The 20,555-nt window shown below is 41.4% G+C and carries 17 protein-coding genes; 2 read left to right on the top strand and 15 right to left on the bottom strand.

Annotation, left to right across the window (positions count from 1 at the left end):
* Nucleotides 1-2 precede the first annotated feature (2 nt).
* The 6 genes from DC083_RS03280 to ugpB all read right to left on the bottom strand — a co-directional run bounded on the left by DC083_RS03280 (nucleotide 3) and on the right by ugpB (nucleotide 6,113).
* On the bottom strand, nucleotides 3-182 hold the full coding sequence (locus DC083_RS03280; RefSeq protein ID WP_109188843.1) for a hypothetical protein: 180 nt from the start codon (nucleotides 180-182) through the stop codon (nucleotides 3-5).
* An 87-nt stretch (nucleotides 183-269) separates the two neighbouring features.
* Nucleotides 270-1,124 (bottom strand): glycerophosphodiester phosphodiesterase family protein, encoded by an 855-nt coding sequence (locus DC083_RS03275; protein ID WP_109188964.1) that lies wholly within the window; start codon nucleotides 1,122-1,124, stop codon nucleotides 270-272.
* Between the two features lie 535 nt (nucleotides 1,125-1,659).
* Nucleotides 1,660-2,781 carry an ABC transporter ATP-binding protein gene (locus tag DC083_RS03270; RefSeq protein WP_109188842.1) on the bottom strand — a complete coding sequence of 374 codons (1,122 nt, stop codon included), beginning with the start codon at nucleotides 2,779-2,781 and terminating at the stop codon, nucleotides 1,660-1,662.
* 145 nt (nucleotides 2,782-2,926) lie between these two features.
* Nucleotides 2,927-3,772, bottom strand: a complete 846-nt coding sequence (gene ugpE / locus DC083_RS03265; RefSeq protein ID WP_109188841.1) for a sn-glycerol-3-phosphate ABC transporter permease UgpE — start codon at nucleotides 3,770-3,772, stop codon at nucleotides 2,927-2,929.
* Nucleotides 3,769-4,650: a sn-glycerol-3-phosphate ABC transporter permease UgpA gene (gene ugpA, locus DC083_RS03260; protein ID WP_109188840.1), complete on the bottom strand. Its 882-nt coding sequence runs from the start codon at nucleotides 4,648-4,650 to the stop codon at nucleotides 3,769-3,771. The genes ugpE and ugpA overlap by 4 nt, the downstream gene beginning before the upstream one ends.
* 149 nt (nucleotides 4,651-4,799) lie before the next feature.
* The gene (gene ugpB, locus DC083_RS03255) at nucleotides 4,800-6,113 is read right to left on the bottom strand and encodes a sn-glycerol-3-phosphate ABC transporter substrate-binding protein UgpB (RefSeq protein ID WP_109188839.1); all 1,314 of its coding nucleotides are present in this window, start codon (nucleotides 6,111-6,113) and stop codon (nucleotides 4,800-4,802) included.
* Between the two features lie 528 nt (nucleotides 6,114-6,641).
* Here ugpB and DC083_RS03250 point away from each other — a divergent pair.
* Entirely contained in the window at nucleotides 6,642-7,775 is a 1,134-nt protein-coding gene (locus DC083_RS03250) for a toxic anion resistance protein (RefSeq protein WP_109188838.1), read from the top strand.
* 167 nt (nucleotides 7,776-7,942) lie between these two features.
* Nucleotides 7,943-9,217: a hypothetical protein gene (locus DC083_RS03245; RefSeq protein WP_109188837.1), complete on the top strand. Its 1,275-nt coding sequence runs from the start codon at nucleotides 7,943-7,945 to the stop codon at nucleotides 9,215-9,217.
* Nucleotides 9,218-9,515: 298 nt separating this feature from the next.
* Here DC083_RS03245 and pflA read toward each other — a convergent pair whose 3' ends face one another.
* The 9 genes from pflA to DC083_RS03200 all read right to left on the bottom strand — a co-directional run bounded on the left by pflA (nucleotide 9,516) and on the right by DC083_RS03200 (nucleotide 20,492).
* Nucleotides 9,516-10,256 carry a pyruvate formate lyase 1-activating protein gene (pflA, locus tag DC083_RS03240; protein WP_109188836.1) on the bottom strand — a complete coding sequence of 247 codons (741 nt, stop codon included), beginning with the start codon at nucleotides 10,254-10,256 and terminating at the stop codon, nucleotides 9,516-9,518.
* Nucleotides 10,257-10,494: 238 nt separating this feature from the next.
* On the bottom strand, nucleotides 10,495-12,777 hold the full coding sequence (gene pflB, locus DC083_RS03235; protein WP_109188835.1) for a formate C-acetyltransferase: 2,283 nt from the start codon (nucleotides 12,775-12,777) through the stop codon (nucleotides 10,495-10,497).
* Nucleotides 12,778-13,158: 381 nt separating this feature from the next.
* A complete protein-coding gene (ttcA, locus tag DC083_RS03230) occupies nucleotides 13,159-14,136 on the bottom strand; it encodes a tRNA 2-thiocytidine(32) synthetase TtcA (protein WP_109188834.1) in 978 nt (325 codons plus the stop codon).
* Between the two features lie 77 nt (nucleotides 14,137-14,213).
* A complete protein-coding gene (locus DC083_RS03225; RefSeq protein ID WP_157954886.1) occupies nucleotides 14,214-14,759 on the bottom strand; it encodes a SprT family zinc-dependent metalloprotease in 546 nt (181 codons plus the stop codon).
* A 243-nt stretch (nucleotides 14,760-15,002) separates the two neighbouring features.
* Nucleotides 15,003-15,758: an ABC transporter ATP-binding protein gene (locus tag DC083_RS03220; protein WP_034855423.1), complete on the bottom strand. Its 756-nt coding sequence runs from the start codon at nucleotides 15,756-15,758 to the stop codon at nucleotides 15,003-15,005.
* Entirely contained in the window at nucleotides 15,752-16,597 is an 846-nt protein-coding gene (locus DC083_RS03215; RefSeq protein WP_109188833.1) for an ABC transporter permease, read from the bottom strand. Before DC083_RS03215 ends, DC083_RS03220 begins: the two co-directional genes overlap by 7 nt.
* A 55-nt stretch (nucleotides 16,598-16,652) precedes the next feature.
* Complete coding sequence (locus tag DC083_RS03210) at nucleotides 16,653-17,648, bottom strand: ABC transporter substrate-binding protein (protein ID WP_109188832.1); 996 nt, start codon at nucleotides 17,646-17,648, stop codon at nucleotides 16,653-16,655.
* Between the two features lie 468 nt (nucleotides 17,649-18,116).
* Nucleotides 18,117-18,449, bottom strand: coding sequence for a YerC/YecD family TrpR-related protein (locus tag DC083_RS03205; RefSeq protein WP_109188831.1), 333 nt, complete (start codon nucleotides 18,447-18,449; stop codon nucleotides 18,117-18,119).
* Nucleotides 18,450-18,611: 162 nt separating this feature from the next.
* On the bottom strand, nucleotides 18,612-20,492 hold the full coding sequence (locus DC083_RS03200; protein ID WP_109188830.1) for a glycerol-3-phosphate dehydrogenase/oxidase: 1,881 nt from the start codon (nucleotides 20,490-20,492) through the stop codon (nucleotides 18,612-18,614).
* Nucleotides 20,493-20,555 lie beyond the last annotated feature (63 nt).

The following is a 20,555-nucleotide window of genomic DNA, read 5'->3' as shown; positions in this document are numbered from 1 at the left end:
ATTTATAGTAAGGTCAGTTCAACATAAGCGCCTTTAAATGCCGGCGCATCAGTTGTAAGAAGTGCGAAAGCTGTTCTATCCGGCATCTTGCAACTGCTATTTAGTACGATTTGATGTTTTTTAAAATCCCGCAATAGCTGTTTAAAAAACATTTTTCTTAAACCAAATTTACTATAAATCACATCATCTCTCTGATGACCATCACGACAAAAAGGCTTGTGATTCGCAAGCCTTTCTATATTTCCTAGTGTTCAATTACCGGCAATACGCTAAAAGAGATCGGCAAAACTCATATTATCAGTAATCACACTAGTTACACCGAGGTCTAATAAGCGCTTCGCTTCATTGGGATCATTCACCGTATAGACCATTACGAAACAATCAATCTCCCGACAACGTCGCATAAATGCTTCGGTTACAAGTGGGTAGTAAGCCACTACACCTTGACATTCTAAGGCTTGTAACTGAGCGATCACTTTTTCGATATCAGTCTGATCTTCATCAAGCAGTAGCGCTCTCGGCAATGTCGGGGCAATCTCTTTAGCACCTTTGAGTGCATCCGGTTCAAAAGAAGAGAGCAAAAATTGTCGTTTCACACAAGAAGTCGTTGGATTCTCCACAAGATCATCGTAGAGTCGATCAAATAGCTCTTCTAAAGGCTCATCAAAGAGGAGATCTAAACAGCTATCTAGGCGAGATAAGATCAGATCTTGCAATAGTGTGGCAACCGCTTTACCTGTCTCATAAGCTTCGCCGGGATTCGGCTTAATCTCAATATTTAATCGATATTGATTAGCGACAATATAATCCACTAATGCGCCCAAACGGGGCACTGTTTCTCCGGCATATTCAGGGGAATGCCAACTGCCGGCATCAAGCTGTGAGAGTGCATTCCAAGTCAGTTTTTTCGCTTCCCCTTGGCCATTAGTCGTGCGCTCTAGCGTTGAATCGTGCAATAAAAAGAGGATATCATCTTGCGATAATTTCGCATCACATTCAAACATCGTAAAACCTTGAGAAGCGCCCAAACGAAAAGCCGCTAATGTATTCTCCGGCGCATCCTTACCCGCACCACGATGCGAGATCACTGTTGGATAGCGCTCTATTACTTCTTCATTTCTCATAACAATCCCTGTTGCTGTCATAATTAGCCTTTATATCGTTATTACGTTGTTACTCAATCTACTGATGACTTTCTCGATCACATTCCTAGCGACTTGAGTGCTATTGATCACAAGTTTTATCCTATCTGTTCTAAATGATAATATATTGCAGAATTTTTATTATCAAATAATATTTAATTATAAAATTATATTCCTCAAAACAATCAAACTAGAATAAAACTCATAATGAATATATTTATATGTTTATACACCTATATTCTTATATACAATTCAACTTATCTGTTATTTAAATATAGTAAATTTGGTTTAAGAAAACTGGTTTTTAAACAGTTATTGCGCGTGATTTTAAAAGAATTTAAAAGAACATAAACCTGACTCACCAACACTTGCAAAATGCCGGATAGAACAGCTTCCTTGCCTAGATCAACCGATGCGCCGGCATTTAAATAAGCTTATTTTGAACCGATATGACTATAGTACTTATTTTAAACCAATCTCTCTATCTATCCCTTTATCTGATAAGCTCTCTGACACGTTACAACACAACTCGCTTTTGTGTATCTGCATCAAACCAATAGAGCGACTTTTGTGGGAACTCTAATTCAAGATGCTCTCCTAACTGAAAACGACCGATATTCTCAATATGATGCGATTGCTTCACCGTTAGCATTGTTCCTAAGAGATCGCAATAGAGTAGAATTTCTGAACCTAATGTTTCTGCTAGGGTTAATGTTGTGGTAATCGTTGGCATTCTATGGCTTGTATCCGTCGCCTCTTGTGAGCGCAAGATAATATGCTCAGGTCGAATCCCGACAATCCACGATCTTTTTCCTGTAGCTCGTAGCGCTTCCGGCACGATAATGCCGGGTAATAACTGCCCTTGAAAATAGAGCCCGGCATCCGTAATCTCCACCGGTAGTAGATTCATCGCCGGCGATCCCATAAAATTCGCGACAAAAGTGGAAGCAGGTTCGTGGAAAATCTCTTGCGGCGTCCCAAATTGTTCAATATTGCCCCCATTTAAGATAATCATTCGATCCGCTAAGGTCATCGCTTCTGTTTGATCGTGAGTGACATAGAGTGAAGTGATACCAATCTCATTATGTCGCCGGCGAATCTCTAATCGAGTGGATGTACGCAGTTTGGCATCGAGATTTGAGAGTGGCTCATCAAAGAGAAAGAGTTTTGGCTTACGGACAATAGCTCGTCCCATCGCAACCCGTTGTCGTTGTCCGCCGGAGAGCGCATTGGGTTTCTTATCAAGATGCATCTCTATATCGAGCATTTTAGCAGTTTCTCGAATCCGGCGATCAATCTCTTCTTTAGGCATTTTCGCAAGCTTCACACCATATGCCATATTCTCTCGGACGGTCATATGGGGATAGAGCGCATAGTTTTGGAAAACCATTGCAATATCCCGCTGTGCCGGCTCTAACTTCGTCACATCTCGATCGCCAATCATAATCTGCCCACTAGAAGATTCCTCTAAGCCGGCAATAACCCGCAATAATGTTGATTTACCGCAACCTGAGGGGCCGACCACAACAATAAATTCCCCCTTTTCAATCGCAATATCGATCCCTTTTAGAATCAAATTCCCCGGTTTACGTTGCGTTCCATAATGTTTAGTAATGCCTTTTAATACTACGCTTGCCATACTCTTTTATCCTTTTATTCAATCTGCAGATTCGTTATTCTCAGATTTGTTCTTATCAGATTCGTTCTTCTCGATACTGTCAGTTGATCGCTTCCATCTTATTGCCAATGGTCAAGGGCTTAACGACTTGTCATTGATCATAAAACTACTTTTCACTATCAATGAGCCCTTTCACGAGCCACCGTTGCATCGCAAGAATGACGATCATCGGCGGGATTAACATCAAGACCACCGTCGCCATCACAATATTCCAATCCACTAAACTATCCCCGCTTCCCATCATCTGCCGTAACCCCACAGAGATCGGGAACATCTCTTCCCTTGTGGTCATCAAAAGAGGCCAGAGATATTGATTCCAACCATAGATAAATTGGATCACAAAGAGCGCCGCAACCGTTGGAATAGAGAGCGGCAATAAAACATCTTTAAAGAAGCGCATTGCACCGGCACCATCTACGCGCGCAGCTTCCAATAACTCATCCGGCACCGTACTAAAAAATTGCCGAAAGAGAAATGTCGCAGTAGCCGAAGCAATGAGCGGAATTGTTAATCCGGCGTAGCTATTGAGCATATGTAGATTTGCCACCACATCAAATGTCGGGATAATCCGCACCTCAACCGGTAACATCAAGGTAATAAAGATAATCCAAAAAATGAGCATCCGACAAGGAAATCGGAAATAGACAATAGCAAATGCGGAGGTTAATGAGATCGCAATTTTCCCCACCGCAATAATGAGCGTCATCACTAGGGAAACCCATAACATTCTCGCAGCGGGATAAGCGACCGTTTCATCTTTACCAAAGAGCGCAATCTTATAATTTTCGATCATCTGATCACCCGGCAGCAGTGAAATAGGGACATTCACCACTTCGGTCGCGCTCTGAGTGGACGCGATAATTGCAAGATAGATCGGAAAGCAGACTAACAACACTGCTAGAATAATCATAATATGCGCAAAAATGCGTAATCCTAAACGATTCTCAATCATTTGCCATTCCCCTTACGATCGATATACCGAAATTGAATAATCGTTAATATTAGAACAAAGCCCATCAATACCACCGATTGCGCCGCAGAACTGCCGTAATTCATACTCTTAAAGCCATCGAAATAGATTCGATAGACTAAAGTTGAAGTGGCATTCCCAGGGCCTCCCTGCGTTAAACCATCGATAATCGCGAACGTATCGAAAAAAACATAGACAATATTAATCACACAAAGGAAAAAGGTCGTCGGCCATAAGAGAGGAAATTCAATGGTAAAGAATCGACGCCAAGGGCCGGCACCATCTATGGCGGCCGCTTCCGTTAACGATTTGGGAATCGCTTGTAATCCAGCATAAAAGAAGAGGAAATTATAAGAGATCTGCTTCCAAATTGAAGCAATGATCACAAGCCACATTGCTTGATCAGCATTGAGTTGATGATTCCAAGTAATACCGATTTTGGCCAAAGCATAGCTCACTAACCCGAAAGAGGGCGCAAACATAAAGGTCCACAATACCCCCACCACAATCGGCGATACAGCATAAGGTAGAATCAAAGCGGTACGATAAAAGGTGATAAAACGCGCAATTTTCTGCATAAAAAATGCTAAAAAGAGTGCAATCGTCAGACCTAATAGCGTCACCCAAAATGAGAAATAGAGCGTCGTATAGATCGCTTCTAAATAGATCGGATTGGCAAATAGCACCGCAAAGTTCTCAAATCCGACCCACTCTTTAGAGAGACCAAACATATCCTCTAACTGAAAGCTCTGCACCATTGCTTGAACGGCCGGCCAATAGAAGAAGATCAAAATGATTGCTAATTGCGGCAGCATCAAAAACCAAGGCAACCAGCGGTAATGTTTAAAATAGAGTTTCATAATGGTATTAATATTCTCTTAATAATGCGCTGAATAATGCTCTTAATATTGTCGGCATCGAATCTTTCGGCGAATCTTTCGACATAAATGCAAGACAATAAAAAAGCGAAGCAGCCCCTTCCAAAACCGCCCCGCCCTTTTCTGTTGTATTAACGATTATTGACGCGCTCAAAGCGACGTAATAATTCGTTGCCACGTTCTACAATGGTACTTAATGCTTGTTCAGCTGTCTTTTTACCTGTCCAGATCTGCTCTGTCTCTTCATCGACGATCGCTCGAATCTGTAACATATTCCCTAAACGGATACCGCGCGTATTATTGGTCGCTTTCCGAATCATCTGTTCAACAGGGACTTCGGCACCGGGATTTTGCTCATAAAAACCACTCTTCTCTGTGATCTCAAAAGCCGCTTTCGTCACAGGTAGATAACCGGTGCGCATATGGCTTGCCGCTTGTACATCAGGCTGTGAGATATATTCAAAGAATTTCGCCACCCCTTTATAATGATCGTCCGGTTTCCCACTCATCACCCAAAGACTTGCACCACCGATTACGGTATTTTGCGGGGCGCCGGCAACATCTTCATAGTAAGGCAACGTTGTTTCCCCAAATTCAAATTGCGCATCCCGTTTTAATCCGCCATAACTCGCAGATGAACCGAAAGTCATCGCACATTCTCCAGATCTAAACGCCGGTCCCGCTTCACTAGCGCGACCTTTATAGACAAATAAACCCTCTTTAGCCATATCTGCAAGATTATTAAAATGGCGTAATTGCAAAGGTTTGTTAATCAGTAACTCAACATCTAACCCATCAAAGCCATTATTCTTAGAGGCATAAGGTTCATTATGCCACGCTGAGAAACTCTCTAACTGTGTCCAACCCATCCATTCTGTAGTCATTGGACAACTATAGCCCGCGGCTTTTAACTGCTCCGCTGCAGAGCGAACTTCTGCCCATGTTTTCGGAGGATGATCTGCATCTAATCCTGCTTTTTTGAAAGCATCTTTGTTGTAATACATTACTGTTGTTGAGCTATTAAAAGGAAGTGATAAAAGCTCGCCATTAGGCGCAGTATAGTAACTTGCAACCGCAGGAATATAATCATTGAGATCAAAGTGAATATTATTATCGCGCATAATCTCAGTGACTGATTTAGTCACTCCTTTTGCATAGATCATCGAAGCAGTCCCCACTTCATAGACTTGCAAAATATCGGGCGCTTCCCCGGCTCTAAAAGCAGCAACGCCGGCAGTCATTGATTGCTCATACCCACCTTTGTAAACGGGAACCACTTTATAATCTGATTGTGACTCATTAAAGCCTTTCGCAAGATCATTCACCCATTCAGTTAATGCACCATCCATTGAATGCCACCACTGAATCTCTGTCTGTGCCAATGCATTTGTTGAGAGAAGTGAAGCCCCCATAACGGTCGCTGCAACCCATTTTTTTATCTTCATATACTCAAATCCCTTTTGAAAGCCGAGCAAATAACGCGATCAACTGCGTATTAGGACGGCTATTAATGTTGTCATTAATCTATTGTCAGGTGGATCTTATCGATCTTTTGTGAGTATAAGGGGCAAATATGACAAGCAATTAACAAACAAACTCACAAGCTAATAAACTAATAAACCATCATCATTCGATCTCATAACGTTGTATTCTTCAAAATCAGAGTGCGTGAACGCAAAATTGCATTCCCTTATGGCAAAATAGCGGATAATCGTGAATTATAGTAATGTCGGTTCAAAATAAGCTTATTGAAATGCCGGCGCATCGGTTGTAATAAGTAAGGAAGCCGTTCTATCCGGCATCTTGCAAGGGTTGTTTAAAATCATTTTCTTAAACCAAATTTACTATAAATAGAATTATGGGAAGTAAAATAAGATAAAACGTTCTATAATATTGAGTTATATATGTTTAAAAATAAGCGGCATTTGCCCACGATTCTACCTCATAATCCTATAACAAAGAGATGAAACGATATGAATACCACAAGCAACAATAACACAGCATTACAAACGATTAACCCCACTGATCTTACCGCTTTTAGCAAAGGGGAAGATCCTAAAGAGAATAGTCAAGATCTCGTTCGTATTGATGAAATAAGTCAAAATATCGATATTAATCAAGCAAGTGAAGTTTTGGGATACGGCGTTAAACCAATGTCAGAGATCGCAAAATTTGCCGATACCTTACTACAAGGCGTCAAAGGCAAAGATTCTGGCGCCATTGGGGAACAATTAGGCTCATTAATCGCCAAAGTGAAAGAATATGACCCATTAACCAAAGAGGATCAAAACAGTAGTTTCCTTGCGAAATTACCGATTATTGGTGGCTTCTTTCGAAAAAATGCCGCTGAAAAGATCGATCATATGACACTGACCTCGCAAGTAGATACGATCGCGGCACATCTCGATCAATCTATGGTGGGTTTACTACGCGATAATGAGCGTCTTGAACAACTCTATCTCAAAAACTTTGAATACTATAAAGAGATCAGCCTTTTTGTCACGGCCGGTAAAAAGAAGATCGAAGAGATTAAAATGACAGAATTACCGCGCTTACAAGCACAAGCAGATGAGAGTAAAGATCTTCTTGATGCCCAAAAAGTGAAAGATCTAATGGAAAACCTGAATCGTTTTGAACGCCGTCTTCACGATCTTGAAATCTCTAAAACCATTGCGATGCAAACAGCGCCGCAAATTCGTATTATGCAGAATAATAACCAACAGTTAGCAGAAAAGATCCAAGGTAGTATCTTAACCACGCTTCCTGTTTGGAAAAACCAAATGGTGCTTGCACTGTCATTAGATCAACAAGGAAAAGCTGCAAAATTACAGAAAGATGTCTCTGATACCACCAATGAGCTACTTCGCCGGAATGCTGAAGCGTTACAACAAAATAGTATCGCAACAGCAACCGAGATTGAACGTTCTGTCGTTGATATTGAAACCATTCGTGAAGTACAAGATCGCTTAGTCAATACCATTGAAGAGACTATGCGTATTGCTACAGAAGCCCGTCATCGCCGTGCTGAAGTGGAAGTGGAACTTGGTCAAATGGAAGATAATCTTCGTCAACGTATTGGGGCTGTTGTTGATAAATATCAGAGCTAATATATTTTAAAAAGGCGTAAGTGATCATTGAGTTTGCGCCCCATTTAAGTGTCAGATCTCTCATCGTCATCAGCGATGTAGGCCAAGATCGCTCTTCATATCCCTTAGTTTCGATACTGTTCATCGGAATCTAAGGGATCGCTTTATAAGCTTATAAGGAAGTTTCTATGCCGTTTATTGCATTTCTCATTGTTGTCTATATCGGATATCGCATTATTAGACCTTTTTTAAACAGAGCTGAAACCCCACTGACTAAAGGATTTAGTCGGGTTAAATCAACTATATTGCGTCTTATCGATCACGGCAAAGGATTTGCGTGCGGGGTTTTAGCGGAAATTTTTACGAATATTATTCCGCCAAAACTTTTAGTGGGTTCGGGGTTTACCCTTTTTAGTACTTATCTCGGCTTTGTAATGATGTTCCCGGCTCGTCCTAATCGTTTTGCAACCGGCGTAGGTATTATTGCAACGATTATCACGGCTTTAAGCGGTGCTTGGCCTGTGTCTCTTTTAGTAGGTGGATTATTTACCGCTGTCGTCGGCATTCGCGATCGACATATTGGTAATCGCATCTTCTGGCTCACGATTCCCTTAGCGATTCTATTCCTCTATGGTGCCTTGCAAGATAATCATCTGCCATTACTCTCCCTCTTCCCGCTTTGGGCTCTCATTGCCTTCGGTATCTTGTTAGCTTTTGGTATATTAGCGCCGGAAGATATTCGCCGGAAGTTTGGTTCTTACTTTATGAATAGAGAGGAGCGAGAAGCCTATTTAGAGGAGGAGCAACGTATTGCGGAAGAGGCCAAAATATTGCAACAACAAGCTGAGCAACGAGCAATGGAAGAGCAGATTCTACGTCAACAAAATGCCAAATATGAGTTAGTGCGTCGTCATATTGAAGTGCTAACTGTGATTGAACAAGAGAACCTCGATACACCTAATAATATCAAACAGCACGTGGATCAGATCATTATTTATACACAGCAGATGATCGATGCCATTGAAGAGGATGAGAATAATGTGTTAAGTGCCGGTCGATTTCTCAATACTTTTCTTCCCTCTGTTCAGATGCAATTACAGATGTATCTTAAAATCTATCGTCAAGATATGAATGCGGTGCGTGATATGCAGATTCAAGTTATGGATTCAATGCGTAATTTCCATAAGGCATTCAAAGAGGAAGCTGAGAAATTGGTAGAGACAGATCTCTCTGAGTTACAGACAGAACTAAATGTTGCTAATAAATTGATGCGTAGCAAAGGTTATACTACCGAAACGAATGGTTCACGAACCGAAGAACGCTCATCTAATGGAAAGCACCAAGATAACGCTCATAAGGATATTGAAGCGCAGGAGCGATTACTTCAAGAAAGCGATGCCCTTGAACATCAAATCCGAGTGGCCAATCAACTGTTAAAATCGCAAGGTTTTAAAGGTAAATAATTCACGAGAAAATAATCCACGAATATCATTTCTCAACCAATAAAAACCGATCGTGCCATTCAGAGTGCAGGATCGGTTTTTGTTTTTTGTTACACGATTTTTCGGAAATCTCGCTTTCTATAGTGAGGTAAGATCGGTTCAAAATAAGCTCATTTAAATGCCGGCGCATCGGTTGTAATAAGTGAGGAAGCGGTTCTATCCGGCATCTTGCAAGTGTTGTTTAAAACCATTTTTCTTAAACCAAATTTACTATAAAATTTCTCCTGCAAAATCTCGCTTTCAAAATATCCTAATCTCTTTAATAAGTCACAGTATGCCCATAGGATGTGAGAATAGTTTTAATCCGCTCTAATGTTTCTGCCGGTGGGGAATGAACGCCCTCAAGCTTATAGGGCTCGTTATAGGCTTCCCATTTATGCTTTCCAAGCTCGTGATAGGGTAGCAACTCGATTTTCTCGATATTTGTCATATTCTCTGTAAACTGCCCTAGACGATGCGCTGAATCATCATCATCTGTATAACCCGGTACTACCACATAGCGAATCCAAGTGCGCTGACCTCTTTTGGCAAGATAGCGGGCAAACTCTAAAGGCCGGCGATTAGGAACCCCGACTAATTTCCGATGAACCTCATCATTGATCTGTTTTAAATCGAGCATTACAAGATCTGTAGCATCGATTAACTCATCAATAATATTATTATATTGTCGAACAAAACCATTCGTATCTAAACAGGTATTAAGATCATCAGCTTGTGCGGCTCGAAACCAATCCCGGACAAATTCTGCCTGCAATACCGCCTCACCGCCGGAAGCGGTAACACCACCGCCAGAAGCCTTCATAAAATGGCGATAAGCGTGAGCTTCTTGCATCAGTTCATCTACGGTGACTAATCGTCCACCCCGTAAATTCCACGTATCACGATTATGGCAATAGAGGCAGCGTAATAGACATCCTTGAAAAAAAGCAATAAAACGAATGCCGGGACCATCGACAGTTCCGCAAGATTCAATAGAATGAATACGACCAAGTACAGACATAAAAAACTCCTTACCGCCGAAAATGAATATCTCTCATAGATCTCGCATCAAGATCTATCATAATAATCTACCAATATTACTTTCTCTACTGCGGATCAAAAAGAAGAGAGTCCCCAATATTTCACTATCGGGGACTCGACGATAACAAAGGTCTTTCAAATGTGGGAGATATCTTAACGATTTGATTGAGAATTTTGTTTACACAATAGACTCATCTCCCTGATTGATCTCTTACCCACTACATTGTTTGTGTAAAGGTTCGAGTCACCACATCTTGCTGCTGCTCTCTGGTGAGAGCATTAAAGCGGACAGCATAGCCCGATACCCGAATGGTGAGCTGTGGATATTTCTCTGGGTGATCCATCGCATCGAGTAACATCTCACGATTCATCACATTGACATTCAGATGTTGTCCACCTTCAAACTCACTATCGTGATGGAAATATCCATCCATCATACCCGCAAGATTCGCTTTACGCGCTTGATCATCTTTCCCTAAAGCATTCGGTACGATTGAGAAAGTATAAGAGATCCCATCTTTCGCATAAGCATACGGAATTTTCGCCACCGAGGTTAATGAAGCAATCGCCCCTTTCTGATCTCGACCGTGCATTGGGTTTGCACCAGGACCAAAAGGTTCACCTGCGCGGCGACCATCCGGCGTATTTCCTGTTTTCTTACCATATACCACATTAGAAGTAATGGTTAACACAGACTGGGTAGGTACTGCATTCCGATAGGTAGGGAGTTTCTGAATTTTCTTCATAAAACGCTCCACAAGATCACACGCAATATCATCTACTCGAGCATCATTGTTACCAAATTGTGGATACTCCCCTTCGATCTCAAAATCTACGGCAATACCATCTTCATCACGAATCGGTCTAACTTTGGCATATTTAATCGCTGAGAGTGAATCCGCCGCCACTGAAAGACCGGCGATACCACAAGCCATTGTCCGATAAACATCACGATCATGTAACGCCATCAAGGCCGCTTCATAGCTATATTTATCATGCATATAGTGAATGACATTAAGGGCTGTGACATATTGTGTCGCTAACCAATCCATAAATTGATCCATACTTGCCATTACTTTATCGTAATCCAAAATCTCATCAGTCATCGGCGCATGTTTTGGCCCGACTTGCATCTTCATCTTCTCATCCATACCACCATTGATACTGTAGAGAAGTGTTTTCGCAAGGTTGGCACGAGCACCAAAGAACTGCATCTGTTTACCCACGATCATCGGGCTCACACAGCAAGCAATCGCATAATCATCGCTACCAAAGTCCGGGCGCATTAAGTCATCATTCTCATATTGAATCGATGAAGTATCGATCGAAACTTTCGCCGCATACTCTTTAAAGCCTTGTGGGAGCTGTTCTGACCATAACACTGTTAAGTTAGGTTCAGGCGATGGTCCCATTGTGTAGAGTGTATTGAGGAAGCGGAAGGTATTTTTAGTTACTAATGTCCGTCCATCTAAGCCCATACCTGCAAGGGATTCTGTGGCCCAAATAGGATCGCCTGAGAAGAGTTCATCATATTCAGGGGTTCGTAAGAAACGCACCATCCGTAATTTCATCACTAAATGGTCAATCAGCTCTTGCGCTTCGACTTCTGTTAAGCGCCCTGCTTCAATATCCCGTTGAATGTAGATATCTAAGAATGTTGATACTCGACCAAAGGACATTGCGGCCCCATTTTGCGATTTGACTGCCGCGAGGTAAGCAAAGTAAGTCCATTGTACCGCTTCTTGTGCCGTAGTCGCAGGTCCTGAGATATCAAAGCCATATTTTGCCGCCATCTCTTTCATTTGACCCAGTGCGCGATGTTGCTCAGCAATCTCTTCTCGAAGCTGAATCGTCATCTCTAGATCTTCGCCTGATTCTAAGCGAGATTGTAGTGAGGCAAATTGCTTGAATTTATCTTCCATCAAGAAATCAATACCGTAGAGTGCAACGCGGCGATAATCCCCGATAATACGGCCACGACCATACGCATCAGGTAACCCCGTTAAAACCCCGGATTTACGACATTTTAGAATATCCGGTGTATAGACATCAAATACCCCTTGGTTATGGGTTTTACGATATTCGGTAAAGATTTTTTTCAAATCAGGATCAAGCTCACGATCATACGCTTTACAAGAACCTTCCACCATTTTGATACCACCAAAAGGAATAATGGCACGTTTCAAAGGCGCATCAGTTTGTAAACCTACGATTTTCTCTAAACCTTCTTCGATATAACCGGCATCATGTGCGGTAATTGTAGAAGCTTTATCGGTATCAAAATCTACAGGTGCGTGAGTTTGGTTCTCAATCTTAATACCTTCTAGAACCTTTTCCCACAATTGGGTCGTTGCTGGCGTTGCGCCAGCTAAAAAGGACTCATCGCCTTCATAAGGGGTATAGTTCTTTTGAATGAAGTCACGTACATCAACACCTTCTTGCCATTCACCTTGTTTAAAACCATCCCAAGCTTTCGCAAATTTTTCTTTTAAATCCAACATAATTTGTGTCCTTTTAATAATGGAACTCAAAAATTGCCGTGATCTTTGTGGAAAGTATCTTGCCTTCAACTCCTGTAGGTCGATCTCCCTTCATTCCCTGTACGAGCCTTGTTCATCATAATATCTCGCACTATGACCGCGACACCCGTCAAGAATTCGTTATAAGTCACATGATAAAATTTGTTACTTATTACCGAACAACGATATCAATGTACTTATTTGATATTCATGATAGTACATACAGACTATAGCACAGAACACCATTATCAAAATTGACCTACATTATGTTTGCTTATTGTAAGATTATTTTTAATATGTTAAATATGATATGTTTTAGTGTTTTTTATTGATAATTAAAAACCCATAAATTTCCACAATCAATTACCCTAACCAATTTAAGACTTGTTTCTCGGAACCTTTTACAGCATCCTCCTCCACATCTACAACAGAGCGATTCTGCCCACCGTCCGCTTTAATTTTAAACTCTTTAAAATCAAACAGTTGATTATCTGCTAATTGTGAGGGTTTTACATTACACATCGCTCTAAAGATAGAATCCATACGACCGGGATATTTTGCCTCCCATTCTGCAAGCATAGATTTAGTGCTTTGTCGCTGTAAGCCATCTTGTGAACCACAGAGATTACAAGGAATAATCGGAAATTGGCGCATTTGTGCGTATTTGATCAAATCTTTCTCTTCACAGTACGCAAGGGGACGAATGAGGATATTTTCTCCATCATCACTTCTCAACTTCGGTGGCATCGATTTCATCGTACCGCCAAAGAACAGATTCATAAAGAGCGTTTCCACCATATCATCTCGATGATGACCTAATGCAATCTTATTAAACCTATGATCTTTAGCATATTGATAGAGCACTCCTCGGCGTAGCCGAGAACAGAGGCTACAAGTGGTTTTCCCTTCTGGAATCACTCGCTTCACGACAGAATAAGTATCTCGTTCAATAATCTCAAAAGGCACATTGATTGAGCTTAAGTAATTCGGCAAAACTTCTTCGGGAAACCCCGGCTGTTTCTGATCAAGATTAACCGCAAAGAGTTCAAATTGAACGGGGGCTTTCTCCTGCAATTTGAACAGTAGATCTAAAAGCGCATAAGAATCCTTCCCACCAGAAAGACAGACCATCACCCGATCGCCCTCTTCGATCATCTCATAATCCATAATCGCTCTACCCACTTGCCTGCGTAGACGTTTCTCAAGCTTCTTCTCGGACACTGAGTAGTGAGATTGCTCCCGGGCACGCGCCTCAGATATTGTAGAGATTGTTGTACTACCTGATTGATCTGAAGAGTCCGTTAAATCTGTGATGAGTGCCGAAGACTTTTGTTCTGCCATAATCTCTCTACCCTATTTTTAATTACGCGCTATTTTATCGCTATCAATATCCATTTAAGGCGCTATTGTAGCACCCTCTATCGGCTCGACTCAAAATTCTGCGAGGTCGTTGAATCCACTATCGGTTTTAAAATCTGCCCACATTGCCGGCAATGGTATTGGGCTTTTCCTTGCTGAAAACGATTATGGCGAATAGCTGTTAATTGATGTGTTTGGCAATCACATTGATACGTAAAGCGCCGATATTGTTTGGTACTACTCCGGGCAGTATCAAATTGATGAGTCCGCTTAGCCGGCAGATTCATCACATATTCCATCATCTGCTGCCACTCTTTGCCATGGGGTTGAACTCGCCCATAGAGCGCATAAACTAAAAGATGTGCATATTCATGGGGCAGAACCTCATCGATAAAAGAGGTGCTATTCTCTGCTAATAAAATAGGATTTAGCCGAATCTCCCACTTTTGCAAATGGGCAGTACCGGCAGTTTGACCTCGTTGTTTAAAGCTCAATATAGGTAATAAGGATCGATTATCAGGATAATAGCGCTGCTTTAACATTAAAATCTGTTCTGTAGCCTTCTTATATTGCTTACGTGGCAATATCGCGGCCAATTTACCCATCGTTTGCACTTCTGTTGCCAACAATTTTGTTTTGACTTGATGTAAAAGAACCTCTCCATCAAGAGAGGCTTTTAATAGCAGATCTTCAGCGATAATAATCATAAGTGCGTACAATAATGAATATATAAAAAATGTGATATAAGATTATGATATCAATATTGTAGCATCTCTTCTAACAAGTTGGGAAAGAGAGCGGTATCTGGGAGATTATTACAGATCACTGCACCGCCCATAATCGTTCTATTACGCATCGGTAAATTCCCGCGTTAAATCAAAAACTGTTAATTTCGATTTCTCTTCTCGACTATAGGATTTACAGAACCGTCCTTCTTTCAATAATACAGTACGATCTCCATAGCGAATCGCATGTTCCATATTATGAGTAATCATAATGCAGGTAAGATTCTGCTCTCGCACGAGTTTATCTGCCAATGCCATCACATGTTCTGCAATTTTAGGATCAAGTGCTGCCGTAATCTCATCGAGTAAAAGCACCTTAGATTCTGCCATAATCGACATCACCAAACTCAATGCTTGACGTTGTCCACCAGATAAATTGCTCACCATCTCGTGCAGTCTATTTTCAAGATTCATCTCTAAAAGGGATAATTTCTCTTGAAAAAATTGCCGGCGTTTATCGCTATTAAATAATTTAAACCCACGATTCTGCCCCCGTTTATAAGAAAATGCCATATTCTCTAAAATGGACATATTCTCCATTGTCCCCATTCTCGGATCTTGCATGACAATCGAGACTAGCTTCGCCCGCGCTTTTTGTGAGCTCTTAGTGACATCTACACCATCGATGAGGATTCGGCCTTTCTCTGGTTTCATAAACCCTGAGATAGTATTAAAAACGGTTGACTTACCGGCGCCATTACCGCCGATTACGACGAGAAACTCCCCTTTTTTCACCTCTAACGACAGATCTTCTAAAATCACTCGTTCAAGTTGCGTGCCTTTACCAACTTTGAGGGTAATATCTTCGAGCTTTAGCATCGTTTTTTCCCTCCTGGCATCGCCATAATAATGATAATCAATAATCCTGCCACTAAGTTAAAGTCATAACTCTTCAGATGTAAGAATTCTGCGTGCAGCGCTAAGCTAGTGACGATACGGTAGACAATTGAGCCCACAATACAGCTTAAAAGTTTAATCCAGATAGAGCGAAAGGGTAAGATTCTCTCCCCAATAATGACCGCGGCAAATCCTGAAATAATAGTGCCCACGCCAGCTGAAATATCGGTAAAACCTTGCTGTTGACTGAAGAGTGCGCCGCCCATTGCGATTAGCGCATTTCCCATCGCAACCCCGAGGATAATCATCCATTTGACACTCACGCCACCATTCATACAAAGACGCTTATTCTGCCCGACAGCCCGTAGTGAAAGCCCAATATCTGTATTGAGTAAGAATGTAAAGAGTGCGATCAGAACCACCGCAATACCGCCTAATACCACCAAATTATTAGTAATAAAAATAGTCGGCGACATTAATAGCGAAATATTGGGGGTTCCGTTCATCACGTGTAAATTAATCGAATAGAGCATAAAGGCCACGAGAATCCCGGCAAGTAGATCGGTCACTTTAAAAAAGCTATTTAAAATGCCGGTTAATGCGCCCGCTAATGCACCGCCCATAAGTGCGAATATTAACGAGATAAAGGGATCAACGCCGGCTTTAATTAAGATTGAAGAGATTGCCGCACCTAAAACGAAGCTACCATCACAGGTTAGATCCGGGAAATCGATAATCCGAAAGGTCAGATAGATTCCCATCCCGACAATTCCATAAATGAGCCCGAGTTCCAGGCTCATCACTAATTCACTTATGCTCATTACGCATCCTTTACGCTTGAGAATTCACGAGAATTCACTATACTCATTCACGCTATTATTTGACAGTGCGAGCTTGACCATCTTCAATAATCACAGCCGCAGAATCGATAATTGTAGCAGGTAATTCAATGCCGAGCTTTTTCGCGCTATCTAAATTGATCACCAATTCAGTTTTACCCGGGAAACCCACAGGAATTGCATTGATATCCGTTCCTTCTAAAATGTCGGCAATCATCGCTGCTGTATCGATCCCTAATTGATACTGATTAGGACCAAGCGCCGCAAGAGGACCCGATGGTACTGCATCTGTATCCGCAACAAAAACAGGCTTACCTTGTTTAATACCGGCAATCACAATACTCTCTAATGCGGCAAGTGCTGTATTATCTCCATAGATAAAGATCGCATCTGCTTGACTTGCTAAACGAGTCGCCGCTTGTGGCACATCGGCTGTACGGTTCACCGCTTGCGTGATGACTTCGATACCCAATTGAGGTGCGGCTTTTTGTAGATCTTCCAATTGTGAAATGGAGTTTGCTTCCCCTGGATTATAGATAAAGCCTAGCTTTTTCATCTCCGGCAATACCGTTTTAAACATCTCTAACTGCGGGGCGACTTCTACAAAGTTCGACATACCGGTTACGTTAGTATTCGAATTTTCAAGGGACTTCACTAAACTTGCTGCCAATGGATCAGTGATTGAACTGAAGACCATTTTAGTCTTACCATCCATCGCGGCCTTTACAAGACTTTGGGCAGAGGGCGTACCAATTCCCACCGTTACATCAGCATTTTGTGCTACAAATTTGGTAGAAATTTGAGAAGCTAATGCCACATTCGCTTGCGCTGATTCAATGACAAAATCTAAATTTTCCCCTTCCACATACCCCCGCTCTTTAAGACCATCGCGGATACCTTTGGCAGTCATATCAAGTGCAGGATGCTCTACGATCTGATTAACATAAACTTTTTTCATATCTGCAGCAAATGCAGCCCCTGTTAATCCTGTCGCTAAAGCGGCACTCAATACTACAGCTAGTAACTTCTTCATAATTTCTCCTTGATGGTTATTTCATCTATTGATCAATATCTTTAAATGGTTATATGAGTAGTGAAGATTTCAATTATTTTCTCTTCTTGTTCTACTGTAGTAGTACAGTAATGTTTTCAAGAATGAATGTCAATTTTTTTCTGATCCTTTTTCTGATCTTTTTCTATCCTTCTTAAAATAAGTTTAAGAAAAATGGTTTTAACAGCCTGTATCGGATTTAAAAAGCACATCAAACTGCACTCAACAACACTTGCAAGATGCCGGATAGAACAGCTTTCTTATCTATTACAGCCGATTCGCCGGCATTTAAATAAGGTATCTTTTGAACCAATCTTATTGATCGATACTTCTAGACAGAATGAAAAGTGGCACTCTCAATACAACGATGAAAATGGCAGACAAAAAAAACCGCCTCTTTAGGCGGTTCTGCGATCAATTGATCTAGCTATTTGTGGTGAAGAATGAATATTAGATCTTCTCTTCTTCATCCATTCGACTGAGTACTAAGCGATAACCATCATTATCTTCCTCATTAATAAAACGAGAAACACGACCAATGGTTGTCAAACTAGCTGATGTGAGCGCATGAATCTCGCGATAAGAGAGATCCCCACGCACTAAAAGCTGACAGACTTTCCAACGTTCAATCACCGAATTGAGCTCTTTGGGTGTTAAGAGATCCCGTAGAAAACGTAATAACTCCTCTTCGGTCTCAATTTTTAAAAATGCTCGGCAGAGTGATTCCTCAAAATCGATCTCTGCTAAACGGGTCGCTAATGCCCCTAGATCTTTTTGGCTCATCCTTCATTCCCCTTTTATTAATATCAATGATTTATATCATCACATACTTCACCCGAAGTGAATAGCAAATGTGTATTAAAACGTGAATTAAAATGTATATTTAAAATTCACTTTTAAAATATATACTTAAAATATGTCCTTAAAATATACTTTCAAAACATCCTACACATCGGCTTCATTTTTCTGAGTGCCGACTTCCTCTGCATCCTTGCTTATTCTATTTTGCGATTGATTATCGTCAGTTTGATGAGTAATCTTCACAATACGGTCATCTTCTACTGCATGCGTTGCCTGGTAGAGCGCTTGCTCAAGTTCAGCATTATAGCGCTTAACCTCGGCAATTGACCAACCAAAATAACGCGCCATCCACTCTACGACTGCAACTCGATGATTTTTAACTAAATCAATATCAAAATAGAGTGCGCCTAAGCGACGAATAAAGAAATCACAAGGGGTCATCACGCCCTCTTCTGTCACGCTGTAATAGAGTTGGGTATAGAGTAGCAACGGTAAACCTTGTAACACTTCCGGTGTTGCTTTCTCGGCAATGGTAAAAAGATGCTCAACATTACTCCCATAACGGATCGCTAAAGCTCGGCTCTCCTCCTCACTCAACTGTAAAGTCTCTCCGCGCTTAATCGCTTCTTGCAAGAAATGATCTAGCCCAGCACTACCGCCAACATCTCCGCCTGAAACAGTTAATTGAGCTGTTTGACAGGGTTTAAATTGTCGCTGTTTAACGGTCATAATTTTACTGGCTAACTCATCAACAACAGCTTGTGCCAGCGAGCGATAACCCGTTAATTTGCCACTCATAAGCGTTAATAAACCATTCTCAGCTTCATCGAGTAATGCACTCACCGGCTGACCTTTTTTAGAAGATGCCCCTTTATGCGCGACAATCGGCATTACACCCGCCCAACTCGACTCAATCATTTCACTCGTCAAATGAAGGCTAGGGAAAAATCGTTGCATTGCCGATAACAGATATCCTTGATCGCTCACTGAAATCGTTGGCATATCCACATTACCCTCATATTCACTTTGACTCACACCCACATAGGTTTTGCCGGCATAAGGAATCGCCATCACCATCTCTTTTTTACGCTTAGATTCAGCCCCCTCTTCTTGAGGGTCTATCTCGATACAAACCGCTTCTTTCAAAGGAAAATCTGTCTGATCAAAGACAATATGGGCACCTTTAATCCATTTAATCGCGCTATCAGGTAAGCTATTATTAGCTGAGCGATCAGTGCTTGACTGATCTTTTACAGACTGATCTTTTACCGTAGCTGTAGAAGAATCTATCGCGTGATCATCTTGAGGTGCTAATAGCGATTGTCGCCAAGCACCGGTAGCATTCAAGCAGAAATCACCTTCAATAAGATAACGATTACCTGTCAACTGATCTCGTGCAACAACGCCTTCAATATAACCTTTATCATCATAATTAAAATCGATAGCCGCTAAATAATTGAAGCAGTGAGCCCCTTTCTCCATCGCTTTTTTAATAATCTCTAATGTCAAACGCGCATCATCCACCACATATTCAACATACTCACCTGCCCCTTTTAAGCCTTGATCTGTCAATGCTGGCACTAATGATAACAGTGCTGATTTTGAATGGATCTGCTGCCGTTCATCAGCTTTCACTTTCGCCAAATAATCATATAATCGAAGTCCAATGGCTGTCCGAATTTTGCCAAACGAACCGCCCTTATAGAAAGGAATTAACATCTTCCGGCGAGTCACCAAATGGGGAGCATTTTCATAGAGAAGCGCCCGCTCTTCACCACTATGCGTGACCTGTTTTAACTGAAAGGATTGTAGATAACGCAAGCCACCATGAATCAATTTTGTCGAGCGACTACTTGCACCAAATCCAAAATCTTGCTTCTCAAGCAGCACCACTTTCATCCCTCGAGTCACTGCATCTAAAGCAATCGCTGCACCACTAATGCCACCGCCAATAATAATCAGATCATAGTGATTTTCCCGTAACTGTTGATAATGTTTCCGGCGTGATTTTGATGCAAGTTTCATAAAGTGATCCTTTGTTAAGCTAATCTCATATAGATATCAAATATCTATCCCTGATATTTTGAA

Source organism: Ignatzschineria ureiclastica, assembly GCF_003121845.1.
GTDB classification, from domain to species: domain Bacteria; phylum Pseudomonadota; class Gammaproteobacteria; order Cardiobacteriales; family Wohlfahrtiimonadaceae; genus Ignatzschineria; species Ignatzschineria ureiclastica.
Note: the sequence above shows the minus strand (reverse complement) of the source record. Positions and strands in the feature narration are given on the sequence as shown.